Raw genomic sequence first — 11,824 nt, 5'->3', positions numbered from 1 at the left:
CCCCGACCCCGGCCGCGTGCCCTCGCCGTCGCCGTCCCGGCCCGCCTTCCAACCCGTCACGATCCGTACGGCGCGGGATGCCGTGACGGCGGCCGCGCTCTACCTCCGGTGGCTCGGGTACCGGGACGTGCGCCGGGCGGACCAGCGGCCGCCCTCGGGGATCGGGCTGGCCGCGCGGGGCGTGCTCGCCCAGGTGGACCCGACGGTCCGCCCCGCCTCACTGCGTGACGTCGAGTGTCTGTGGCTGACGGCCATGACGGAGTCGGCTGTCTGCCTGTACTTCTCGCTCGCAGGGTTCGCGCCCGAGGCGCGCGGCCGTGCCGACAGTCTCGGTGTCCCGCTCTTCGTCCTCGACCTCACGGGGACGCCCCGGCCGGTGAACGGTCCCGCGCGTGAGCTGATCGCGACCGGCGCCTGAGCTCCTGTCAGGGGCCCGCTACTCCGCCCGCCCCGCGTACCTCTCCCGCAGCTCGACCTTCCGTACCTTCCCCGACACCGTCATCGGAAAGGCCCCCAGCACCTCCAGCCGGCTCGGGATCTTGTAGTGGGCCAACTGGTCGTCGCAGAAGGCCCGGAGCTCCTCCAGGGTCAGCGGGTCGGCCGGGTCGCGCGGGATCACGCAGGCGAGCACCTCCTCGCCGTACCGCTCGTGCGGCACGCCCACCACCTGTACGTCGGCGATCTTCGGGTGGGCGTACAGGAACTCCTCGATCTCGCGCGGGTAGACGTTCTCCCCGCCCCGGATGATCATGTCCTTGATGCGGCCGACGATCTCGACGTACCCGTCCTCTCGCATCACGGCCAGGTCCCCCGTGTGCATCCAGCGCCCCGGGTCGACGGCCTCCGCGGTCTTCTCGGGCTCGTCCCAGTAGCCGAGCATCACGCTGTAGCCGCGGGTGCACAGCTCGCCCGCGGTGCCGCGCGGCTGGGTCACGCCGCTCACCGGGTCGATGACCTTCACCTCGATGTGCGGCAGGACCCGGCCGACCGTGCCGGTGCGGTGTTCGAGGTCGTCGTCCATGCGTGTCTGGAGCGAGACCGGCGAGGTCTCCGTCATGCCGTAGCAGATGGAGACCTGCTCCATGTGCATCTCGGTGACCACCCGCTTCATCACCTCCACCGGGCAGGGCGAGCCCGCCATGATGCCGGTCCTCAGCGACGACAGGTCGTACGCCGTGAAGTCGGGGAGGCCCAGTTCCGCGATGAACATCGTCGGGACGCCGTACAGCGACGTGCACCGTTCCCGCCGCACCGCGTTCAGGGTGGCCGCCGGGTCGAAGGACGGCGCCGGGATGACGATGCAGGCCCCCTGGGATGTGGCCCCCAGGTTTCCCATGACCATGCCGAAGCAGTGGTAGAAGGGCACGGGAAGGCACACGCGGTCCTGCTCGGTGTAGCCGATCGTACGGCCCACCCAGTAGCCGTTGTTGAGGATGTTGTGGTGGGAGAGGGTGGCGCCCTTCGGGAAGCCCGTCGTGCCCGACGTGTACTGGATGTTGACCGGGTCGTCGCAGCTCAACCCGGCGGCGATGGACGTCAGTCGCTCGGGCGGGACCGATGCCGCGGCCGCCGTCAGCCGCTCCCACGACGGGTCGCCGATGTAGACCGTCTCGCGCAGCTGCGGGCACTTCTCGCGGACCCGGTCGACCAGCGCCCGGTAGTCGCTGTCCTTGTGCACGAGCGAGGCGACGAGCAGGGAGATCCCGGCCTGTTTGAGGACGTACTCCAGCTCGTGGGCGCGGTAGGCGGGGTTGATGTTCACCATGATCGCGCCGATGCGCGCGGTGGCGTACTGGACCAGGACCCACTCGGGGCAGTTGACCGCCCAGATGCCGACCCGGTCGCCCTTGCGGACCCCCTTCGCGAGCAGCCCGCGCGCCACCTCGTCGACGGCGGCACCGAACTCGGCATACGTCCAGCGGCGTCCCGACGGTACGTCGACGAGTGCGTCGCGGTCGGGGTACGCGGCGATCGCACGGTCGAGGTTGGCGCCGACGGTGTCGCCGAGGAGGGGAGTCTCGCTCGTGCCGTGCGTGTAACTCAGGCCGACCGTCGGGGAGTCGGTGCCCCGGGAGCCGCTCACCGGAAGTCCTCCTCGCGGTACTCGGCGTCCGAGCCCGCGGCCGTGGCCTCGCGCAGCTCGATACGGCGGATCTTGCCCGACACGGTCTTCGGGAGCGGCGCGAACTCCAGACGGCGGACGCGCTTGTAGGGCGCGAGGCTCTCGCGTGAGTGCTCGAAGAGGACCTTGGCGGTGTCCGGGCCCGGCTCCCAGCCTTCGGCGGTCACGATGTACGCCTTCGGCACCGCCAGCCGCAGCTCGTCCGGTGCGGGCACCACCGCCGCCTCCGCCACGGCTTCGTGCTCCAGCAGTACGCTCTCCAGCTCGAAGGGCGAGATCTTGTAGTCGGAGGCCTTGAACACGTCGTCGGCGCGGCCCACGTACGTGATGTAGCCGTCGGCGTCCCGGGCGCCGATGTCGCCGGTGCGGTAGTAGCCGCCGGCCATCGACTCGGCCGTACGGTCCGGGTCGCCGTGGTAGCCGGTCATCACCCCCACGGGCCGGTCGTGCAGATCGAGCGCGATCTCGCCCTCGTCGGCGTCCGGCGCCCCCGAGACCGGGTCGAGGAGTACGACCTTGAAGCCCGGGCTGGGCCGCCCCATCGAGCCGGCCCTCAGCTCCTGACCGGGGCTGTTGGAGACCTGCACGGCCGTCTCCGTCTGCCCGAAGCCGTCCCGGACGGTCACGCCCCAGGCGCGGCGCACCTGCTCGATGACCTCCGGGTTGAGGGGTTCGCCGGCGGCGACGGCCTCGCGCGGCGGGGTGCGCAGCTCGGTGAGATCGGCCTGGATGAGCATGCGCCACACGGTGGGCGGAGCGCAGAAGGTGGTGACGCCCGCGCGGTCCATCTCCGCCATCAGCCGGGTCGCGTCGAAGCGCGTGTAGTTGTGGATGAAGACGGTCGCCTCGGCGTTCCAGGGGGCGAAGAGGTTGGACCAGGCGTGCTTGGCCCAGCCGGGCGAGGAGATGTTCAGGTGGACGTCGCCGGGCTTGAGGCCGATCCAGTACATGGTCGCCAGGTGGCCGACGGGGTACGACACATGGGTGTGCTCCACGAGCTTCGGGTGGGCGGTGGTGCCCGAGGTGAAGTAGAGCATCAGCGGGTCGCCGGCGTTGGTGGGGCCGAGAGGTGCGAAGTCCTGCGACGCGTCGTACGCCTCCTCGTAGGGCTGCCAGCCGTCCGGCGCTCCGCCCACCGCGATCCGGGTGTAGCGGCCGGGCACCTCGTCGAACTTGCCGGTGTCCTCGGAGCGGACGACGACGTGCCGTACGCGGCCGCGCTCGACCCGGTCCGCGAGGTCGGCGGTGCCGAGCAGGGGTGTCGCGGGGATGACGACGGCGCCCAGCTTCATCGCGGCCAGGGCGGTCTCCCACAGCTCCACCTGGTTGCCGAGCATGACGAGGACGCGGTGGTCGGGGCGTACGCCGCGGGCGCGCAGCCAGTTGGCGGTGCGGGCGGAGCGCTGGGACATCTCGGCGAAGGAGACACGGGTCTCGGAGCCGTCCTCCTCGACGATGTGCAGGGCCGTGCGGTCGTTCCCGCGTGCGATCACGTCGAACCAGTCGAGCGCCCAGTTGAAGTAGTCGGGGCGGGGCCAGACGAAGTCCCGGTAGGCCGTGGTGTAGTCCTCACGGTGCGCCAGCAGGAAGTCCCGCGCTGCCCGGAACCCGTCCGTGGCGCTCGTCGTCGTCGCCATGTGTCCTCCTCATTGCCGGACGTCGTCTGACATCGTGTAATGCGTGATGCAGATCTCACTACCCCCGAACGGCGCTTTGGAGCCGCCGAGGAGGGACGAGCAGGTGGCGGGTTGTCTCCGCTCGGCGATGCGCGGGCTCGGCGCACCCCCGTGCCTCGAAGCGGTGGTGGCTGCGCAGCGGGATACGTCCAGCGGGCGGTGGACCGGACCGAGGGCTGTCCCATCGGGCCGATGGCCGAGGTCTGCCCCGTCGGGCCGATGGCCAGGGTCTGCCCCGTCGGGCCGGTGGGGACGCAGCCTCGCGAGGGCCGTGCAGGGGCGTCCCGCCCCGGGTTCCGGGGCCCCGCGTCGCTCAGCCGCAAGGGCAGAGCATTGCTTTCTGCCCTGGGCCCGACTTGCCCTCGTGCCGTCCCACCTGTTATTTCCCTCACCACACCGTGAGTCCGAAATTCAAAGATTCCTTGCCTAATATTGGCCCGGACGTGACACAGAGGGGAGCGGTGGACCGTGCTACGGGACTTCAAGGAGCCTGGCAGACCGCGCCCCGACCTGGTCGTCGGCCGGGACGAGGTACTCATCGCCGCGCGCGAGCAACTGGCGCGCGCCGGCAGCGTGCTGATGCACGGACCCGCCGGCATCGGAAAGTCGACCATTTTGCGGACATTGGCCGCGGAATACACCGAATCGGCGCGAACCGTGTTGCGCTGCTCGGCCACCGAGTCGGAGTCCCACCTGCCGTTCCTCGCGCTGGCCGACCTGCTCGGCCTGGTCATCGACGAGGTGTCCGACCGGCTGCCCGCCCCGCAGCGCGACGCCCTGGAGTCGGCGCTCACCGGCCGCGGCGAGTCCACCCTCCAGCGCGACGGCCTCGCCCTGCGGCTCGCCGTGCTGTCGGCCCTGCGGGCGCTGGCCGCCAAGGGGCCCGTCCTGATCGTCGCCGACGACCTCCAGTGGCTGGACTCGGCCAGCGCCGAACTCCTCGGCTTCGCCGCCCGCCGGCTCGGCGGCATGCCGGTCCGTATGCTCTGCGCCGCACGCACCGCGACGGACCCGCAGAGTCAGGAGCAGGACCGTCATCTACGCGCGTTGCCACCCGAGACCCTGGCCATCCGGGTCAATCCGCTCACCAAGGCCCAGGTCGCCGAGCTCCTCGGGCACCGCGGCTACACCGGTCTGCCCCGCTCGACCGTACGGGACATCCACCGCACCAGCGGCGGCAACCCCCTCTTCGCGCTGGAGCTCGGCCGTGCCCTCGCCGAGAGCCCGACCCCACCGCGTCCGGGTGAGCCGCTGCCCGTGCCGACCTCGCTGCGGGCGCTGGTGCTGAACCGGCTGGACATGCTGCCCGTGGAGGCCCGCCGCACCCTGCTCGTGGCGAGCACCGGCGCGCGCCCCACGCTGGCCCTGCTGCACGCGGCCGGCCGCCGGGACGCCGAGGCGGAGACCGCGCAGGCCGCCGCGCTCGGCCTGCTCGCCCCCGAGCGGGAGGGACCCGGCGTACGGTTCGCGCACCCCCTCGTCTCGGCCGCGCTGTACGCGGAGGCGGGCGCCCAGGAGCGGCGTGCCGCCCACGCCGCACTGTCCACGGCCGCCTCCGACCCCATCGAGCGCGCCCGCCACCTGGCCCTCGCCGCCACCGGCACTGACCCGGCGGTCGCCGCGCGGCTCGGGGAGGCCGCGGCCGTGGCCCGGGACCGGGGCGCCCCCTCGGTCGCCGCGGAGCTGGGGCTGCTCGCGGCCCGGCACACCCCGGCCGACGCCGTGCCGGGGCCGGACCAGCGGCGCCTGCAGGCGGCCGAGGACGCCGTGACCGCCGGGGAGAACGACCTGGCCCGGGACATCGCCCGCGAGGTGCTGAACCGGGCCACCGAGCCCGCCGACCGGGTGCGGGCCTGGATCGCGGTGATCGAGTCGGCCGGGCAGTCCATCGCCGAGGTCGACGCCGCCTACCCGCAGGCGCTCACCGACGCGGGCGACGACCCCCGGCTCCTCGCCCTGGTCCGCTACCAACTGGCCTGGCGGGCGCTGGTCGTGGAGGGCGACTTCGCGGAGGGCCACGAGGAGGCGGCGCACGCGGCACAGCTGGCCGAGCGGGCCGGGGACCGGCGCACCGAGCTCCTGGCGCTGGCCTTCCAGGCCCATATCGAGACCCTGATGGGCCACCCGGACGCGCCCACGACCATCAAGCGCGCGCTGAAGGAGCCGCAGGACCCCCATGTGGCCTGCCACCACAACGGCGCCGGCGCGGCCCGGTTCCGCTGGCTGCTCATGAGCGACCAGCTCCCGGAGGCCCGTAAGACGGTCACCGCGCTGCTGCGTGAGGTCCGCCGGCGCGGCATGGTCGAGAGCGAGGTGCACTTCCTGCGCTACCTCGCCGAGACCGAGCTGCGCTCCGGACACTGCGGCCGGGCGCTGGACCTCGCCAGGGAGAGCCTGCGCCTGGCCCGCGACACCGGGATCGGCGAGGGCTCCTCCGCCATGCTCACCGCGCTCGCGGAGGCCTCCGGCGGCGAGGTCGACCGTGCGCTCGCGCTGGCCCGGGAGGCGGCGGAGCACGCCGAGGCGAACGGTGACCTGATGTACCTCTCCCGCGCCCTGGGCTCCCTCGGGTACGCCCAACTGGTGGCCGGGGACGCGGCGGGCACCGTCCAGTCCCTGCGCCGCGTACGGGAGTTGGAGGAGAGCCTCGGGGTCACCGATCCCGCGCGTGGGCGCTGGCACGGCGACCTGGCGGAGGCGTTGGTGAGGGTGGGCGAGTACGACGAGGCGCAGGACTTCATCGTCGCCACGCGGGAACACGCACTGCGGCTGGGGCGTGAGAGCGTGCTCGCCATGCTCGACCGGTCCGAGGCACTGGTGCGCGCGGCGCGCGGCGAACAGGAGGCCGCCGTACGGCAGTTGACGTCGGTGCAGGACCGGCTGGCCAAGCTGGGACACGGTCTGGAGGAGGCGCGGGCCGCGTACGCCCTGGCGGGGCTGCGCACGCCCCGGCCCGGCCCGACGTCGTACGACGAGGCGACCCGGCTCTTCCGCCGCTGCCGGGCCCTGCCGTGGCTGAGGCAGGCCGAGCAGGCGATGGCCGCCCCCGCGCCGCAGCCGCCCGCCGCCCCGGCTCCGGCTGCTCTGGACGCACTCGCCGCCCTCGCCGCGACGGAGCGTCAGGTCGCCGAACTCGTCATGGAGGGCGCGACGAACCGTGAGATCGCCGGTCGGCTGTTCATCAGCGTCAAGACGGTCGAGGCAACGCTCACGCGGGTCTACCGGAAGCTGGGCATCCGGTCGCGGGTGGACATCGTGCGGCTGACGGCGGGACACCGGACGAACTGACCTCCCCCGAGGCGTACGAGCCAAGACGTACGGGCCGAGACGTACGAACCAACGCGCACGGACCGAGACGTACGAACCAAGGCACACGAGCCGAGACGTACGAACCAAGGCACACGAGCCGAGACATCCGAACTGAGGCGTACGAGCCAGGACCCGCAAGCTGCCCCGGCGCCAGCCTACGAGCCCGCTCCCGTTGGGTCATCGAGGGTTTTCCCTCCCCAACTCCCTTAGGGGGTTCCCCCATTGGGGGTTGATTGTTGCCACTTCTAGCTTGATGGCGTGCCGCCCGCAGGGCACACCGGACCGCACTCCTGGCCCGGTGCACCATCCCCCCACCCGCGCGCCCCCACCGGCAACCCCCACAGAGGAGACCCCACTTGTTCGGGTTCAAGCGTGCCAAGAAGACCGCCGTGCTCGGTGCGGCGGCCGCTGCCGCCGCCGCGTCCGCGCTGCTGAGCGCTCCCTCCGCCGTAGCCGCCCCCTCCCCCATCGTCGGCGGCACGACGACCACCGCGAGCGCGTACCCGTACGTCATGCAGATCACGAACGCCTCGCAGAGCCAGTTCTGTGGTGGCACCCTGGTCTCCCCCACCAAGGTGATCACCGCGGCCCACTGTGTGGACGGCAGAACCACCAGCAGCACGCGTGTCGTGGGCGGCCGCACCTACCGCAACGGCACCGACGGCACGGTCAGCCAGGTCAGCCGGATCTGGATCCACCCCAACTACACGGATGCCACCGCGGGCAGCGACGTGGCCGTGCTGACCCTGTCGTCCTCGATGCCGTACACCACGGCGCCGTACGTCAGCGCGTCCAACACCTCCGTGTACGCGGCCGGCACCACCGCCCGGATCCTCGGCTGGGGCACCACCTCCTCGGGCGGCTCCTCCTCCAACCAGCTGCGCACGGCGACCGTGCCGGTCGTGGCCGACTCGACCTGCGGCAGCTCCAGCTCCTACGGCTCCGAGTTCATCGCCAGTGACATGGTGTGCGCCGGTTACTCCTCCGGCGGCGTGGACACCTGCCAGGGCGACAGCGGCGGTCCCCTGATGATCGGGGGCGTCCTGGCAGGCATCACTTCCTGGGGTTACGGCTGCGCCGACGCGCGGTACCCCGGCGTCTACACCCGGCTGACGACCTTCTCGAACCTGGTCACCGCACAGGTCCAGTCGTAGCCGAAGGGCGTCGGCCCACGGACTCCTGAGGCACCCCCTCAGGTGATTGCCAGGGGGCGTTGCGGGCCAGCCACGAGCGGTCCGCAGCGCCCCCTATCCATGTGCCCCGCAGGCCCCATCCATGTGCCCGCGGGCCCCGAACAACCCGGGTCCCCGCTACCGCACCGGCTTGACCGTCTTCATCGTGAAGTGCGAAGTGACGTTCCTGATCCGGGGGATGGTCATGACCCGCTGGCTGAGGAACGTCTCGTAGGCCGCCAGATCGGCGACGGCCACGCGGACGAAATAGTCGGGGCTGCCGAACAGGCGGCGCAGCTCAAGGACCTCGTCGGCCTGGCTCAGGGTCGTCTCGAAGCGCTCGACCGTCTCCGCGTCCTGCGCCTCAAGACTGAGGTCGATCAGCACCTCGAACGAACGGCCCACGGAGACCGGGTCGATCACCGCCCGGTAGCCGCGGATCACGCCGTCGGCCTCCAGCCGCTGAACCCGGCGCAGACACGGTCCGGTGGTCAGCCCCACCCGTTGGGCCAGCTCCACGTTGGTCAGCCGCCCGTCCCGCTCCAGCTCGGCAATGATTGCCCTGTCAATCGCATCCACAGCGAGAATATTGCACATCGACAGCCAGAGCAGGCAATATTCGCAATCACATGTCGTGCCTTTCACGAGACGATGGCCCCGTGGAACATGACATACTCCGCCGGGCGGCAAATCCGGCAACTTCGGCCACTCCGGCCACTCCGCTCGCTCCGGACGTGGCCAACCGCCGAACCCGGATGACCCAGGGCGTCCGCGACTCCTTCTCCGCGGGCCTGGGCATCTTCCCCCTCGGTATCGCCCTCGGGCTGCTGATCGTCCAGGCCGGACTGCCCTGGTGGCTCGCCCCCGCCCTGTCCCTCGCCGCGTTCGCGGGCTCCCTGGAGCTGCTGCTCGTGGGCATGATGGCCACGGTCACCCCGCTCGCCGCGGTCGCCCTGACCGTGCTCGTGGTCAACTTCCGGCACGTCTTCTACGCCTTCTCCTTCCCACTGCACCTGGTCAAGCACCCGCTGGGAAAGGCGTACGCCGTCTACGCGATGATCGACGAGGCGTACGCCGTCAACGCCTCCCTGCCCGAACACGAGCGTTCGGCAGCCCGGCTGCTCGCCATGCAGATCGCCTGCGAGATCTACTGGGTCGGCGGCGGAATGGCCGGCGTGGCCCTGGGCGCGGCCCTGCCCGCCCCCGTCAAGGGCCTGGAGTTCGCCCTGTGCGCCCTGTTCACCGTGCTCACCCTGGACGCGTTCCGCTCCCGTGCGGAGCTGCCGTCGCTGCTGCTCGCGGGCGTGAGCGTCACCGTCGCTCTCGTCCTCACCCCGGGCGCGGCCATGTTCACCGCGCTGCTGCTGTTCGTCGGTCTGCTCCTGCTCCGCCACACCGTCACCGCCCGCCGCACCGCTCAAGAGGCCGCCGATGCCTAGCACTTCGTATCTCGTCGCCGTCCTGGCGATCGTCTTCACCATCACCGTCGCCCTGCGGGCCGTCCCCTTCGCCGTGCTCGGCCGGCTGCGCGGCTCGGCGATCGTTCGGCGGCTGGCGGTGTGGATGCCGGTCGGTATCCTCGCCATCCTCGCCGTGACCGCACTGCACGGCACGATCACGACCGACCCGCACGGCACCTGGTACGCGCTGCTCGCCGTCGCCGTCACCATCGGCGTCCACCTGGCCTTCGGCCGCCGCACCATCCTCAGCGTCGGCGTCGGCACGGCCGTCTACGTCGTCCTGCTCAACACCCTGTCAACTTGACCCGTTCCTGAAGGACCGGGCTTGGAGGTAGTGCCCAGCTGGCTGCTGGGTGGACTCCTCCGTCCAGACACCCCTTACGGGGTAGCAGGGACGCGTGACTCACGTCCCGCGTTCCACACCACGGCGCCACGTTGAGCGATGTTGTGGGAAGCGTTCCGGTCCGCGTGGGCAACGACCCCGCAGTTCCGGCAGATGAAGAGGGCCTGGTCGACCCGGTTCTTCTTGTCGACGTGCCCGCACTCGCAGCACGTCTGCGAGGTGTAGGCGGGGTCGATGTGAACCACGGGCACGCCTGCGCGGCGTGCCTTGTACGCGATGAACTCTCCGAGCTGGGCGAAGGCCCAGGAGTGGAGCGTGACCCGTTGGGGTTTGCGGAGCCGTACCCTCTGCCGGATGAGGTGCGTTCAGCCTCGGTCACGATCATTTTCGCGATGACGTGGTTGGTGTTCTTCACATGCCGCTGCTCTTTGCGGGCACGGGCCTTGAGCCGCCTTCTGGCGGACTTGGTGTTCTTCTTCTGGAGCTTGCCGCGCAGGTCACGCTCGTGTGTGCGGCGCCGGTTCAGGCCGCGCCCGGCAGCCTGGTAGCCGGTCGACGTGGTGGCGATGTTGACGATGCCGAGATCGACGCCGATGAATCCGTCGGGCTCGTACTCTTCAGCCTCGGGCACCTCGCACGTGGCGATCAGATAGAACACGCCGTCGCGTTCGACCAGATCCGATTCGCCCTTGCGGTACTGCTGGAGCATCTTGAGGCCGTCGGCGGAGCAGGCGAACCGCACACCCCGGATGCGTCCGGCGGTGGTCCAGATGGACACCGTCTGCGCGTCGTACTGCCAGGACAAGCACCGGTCGTCGTACGGCTGAGCCGCCTCGGGCCGAAGGGCGATGGGCTTGGACTCGGCCTTCCTGCGCCGCTTCGAGCCCGGTCTGCCGAGGTTTCCGGCCTTGATGTTGGCCTTGAGCGTCGTGTAAGCGTCGCGGACCTTCTTGATGGTGTGCTGGGCTGCTTGCGCCCCCAGCCCCCGCGACTTCAACTCCGCGTAGGTGTGCCTGCGCAGCTCGTACTCGCGCGGCACCCCCTGCTCGAACGCCACCGCCGACACCCAGTTCGCGGCCTCGTTGACCGTGCGCAGGGTCGCCACAAGCGCGGCGGCCTGCCCAGCCTCCGGCATCAGCTTCACCTGCACAACAAGTTTCACGAGCGTGACCGTAGCATTGATCTATGTCACCACGCTGGGAACTAAACCCCAATATTCGCAGGGGCAGAACAGTCGTCTACACCCTTCACGCGCACTTGGTCTTCACACCCAAGTACCGGCGCGGGCCATTCACCGATGAGATCCTCCAGCGCTGCGAGGAGGTCATGCGTGACGTGTGCGCGGACTTCAACACCGAGCTGGTGGAGTTCAACGGGGAGAGCGACCACGTCCACCTGTTGGTGCACTACCCACCCAAAGTCGCCTTGTCCCGGCTGGTCGGCTCTCTCAAGGGCGTCTCCGCCCGGCGGCTCCGTCAGGAGTTCCCAGCCCATATCCGCAAGTACCTGTGGGGTGACCACTTCTGGTCGCCTTCGTACTTCGCCGCCTCGTGCGGCGGAGCACCGCTGGAGATCATCAAGGAGTACATCGAGAACCAGAAGCGACCTGACTGAGGCCAACAACGCAGACCCGTGGACACCTGCGGGTCAGAGCGATCCAGAGAAGCGCTTCCTCCCGGGCGTGAACGCCCGGGGTTCCGCGCTAGATCAAGCTGAACCCCAGAACCCCAGAACCCCCAAGC

8 protein-coding genes and 2 pseudogenes are annotated in these 11,824 nt (G+C 70.6%); 6 read left to right on the top strand and 4 right to left on the bottom strand.

What is annotated here, in order from left to right; all coding sequences use genetic code 11:
- Nucleotides 1-418, top strand: a pseudogene (locus tag FPZ41_RS40150) (hypothetical protein); the annotation flags it as partial.
- An 18-nt stretch (nt 419-436) separates the two neighbouring features.
- Here the strand turns inward: FPZ41_RS40150 and FPZ41_RS40145 are convergent.
- Nucleotides 437-2,044, bottom strand: a complete 1,608-nt coding sequence (locus tag FPZ41_RS40145; protein ID WP_152868986.1) for an AMP-binding protein — start codon at nt 2,042-2,044, stop codon at nt 437-439.
- A gap of 35 nt (nt 2,045-2,079) precedes the next feature.
- Complete coding sequence (locus FPZ41_RS40140) at nt 2,080-3,759, bottom strand: AMP-binding protein (RefSeq protein WP_152868980.1); 1,680 nt, start codon at nt 3,757-3,759, stop codon at nt 2,080-2,082.
- A 507-nt stretch (nt 3,760-4,266) separates the two neighbouring features.
- Here FPZ41_RS40140 and FPZ41_RS40135 point away from each other — a divergent pair.
- Nucleotides 4,267-7,086: an ATP-binding protein gene (locus FPZ41_RS40135; protein WP_322621339.1), complete on the top strand. Its 2,820-nt coding sequence runs from the start codon at nt 4,267-4,269 to the stop codon at nt 7,084-7,086.
- 377 nt (nt 7,087-7,463) lie between these two features.
- Nucleotides 7,464-8,261, top strand: a complete 798-nt coding sequence (locus FPZ41_RS40130) for a S1 family serine peptidase (protein WP_152868979.1) — start codon at nt 7,464-7,466, stop codon at nt 8,259-8,261.
- 156 nt (nt 8,262-8,417) lie between these two features.
- Here the strand turns inward: FPZ41_RS40130 and FPZ41_RS40125 are convergent, their stop codons facing one another.
- Nucleotides 8,418-8,858, bottom strand: a complete 441-nt coding sequence (locus tag FPZ41_RS40125; protein WP_407698882.1) for an Lrp/AsnC family transcriptional regulator — start codon at nt 8,856-8,858, stop codon at nt 8,418-8,420.
- Nucleotides 8,859-9,013: 155 nt separating this feature from the next.
- Here FPZ41_RS40125 and FPZ41_RS40120 point away from each other — a divergent pair, with 155 nt between their 5' ends.
- Nucleotides 9,014-9,718 carry an AzlC family ABC transporter permease gene (locus tag FPZ41_RS40120; protein WP_322621338.1) on the top strand — a complete coding sequence of 235 codons (705 nt, stop codon included), beginning with the start codon at nt 9,014-9,016 and terminating at the stop codon, nt 9,716-9,718.
- The gene (locus tag FPZ41_RS40115; protein ID WP_152868975.1) at nt 9,711-10,043 is read left to right on the top strand and encodes a branched-chain amino acid transporter permease; all 333 of its coding nucleotides are present in this window, start codon (nt 9,711-9,713) and stop codon (nt 10,041-10,043) included. The genes FPZ41_RS40120 and FPZ41_RS40115 overlap by 8 nt, the downstream gene beginning before the upstream one ends.
- A gap of 74 nt (nt 10,044-10,117) precedes the next feature.
- Here FPZ41_RS40115 and FPZ41_RS40110 read toward each other — a convergent pair.
- Nucleotides 10,118-11,217, bottom strand: a pseudogene (locus FPZ41_RS40110) (RNA-guided endonuclease InsQ/TnpB family protein).
- Between the two features lie 50 nt (nt 11,218-11,267).
- On the opposite strand from FPZ41_RS40110, the gene tnpA reads away from it, so the two are divergent.
- Nucleotides 11,268-11,696, top strand: a complete 429-nt coding sequence (gene tnpA / locus FPZ41_RS40105) for an IS200/IS605 family transposase (protein WP_152868973.1) — start codon at nt 11,268-11,270, stop codon at nt 11,694-11,696.
- Nucleotides 11,697-11,824: the final 128 nt, after the last annotated feature.

It is taken from the genome of Streptomyces acidicola, from assembly GCF_009377235.1.
GTDB lineage: Bacteria > Actinomycetota > Actinomycetes > Streptomycetales > Streptomycetaceae > Streptomyces > Streptomyces acidicola.
The sequence above is the reverse complement of the archived record's forward strand: the minus strand, read 5'-3'. Positions and strand labels throughout refer to the sequence as shown.

Excerpts from the sequence above, each read along its gene's own strand:
- FPZ41_RS40140 (WP_152868980.1), bottom strand. The coding sequence starts at position 3,759 with ATGGCGACGACGACGAGCGCCACGGACGGGTTCCGGGCAGCGCGGGAC.
- tnpA (WP_152868973.1), top strand. The coding sequence starts at position 11,268 with ATGTCACCACGCTGGGAACTAAACCCCAATATTCGCAGGGGCAGAACA.
- FPZ41_RS40115 (WP_152868975.1), top strand. The coding sequence starts at position 9,711 with ATGCCTAGCACTTCGTATCTCGTCGCCGTCCTGGCGATCGTCTTCACC.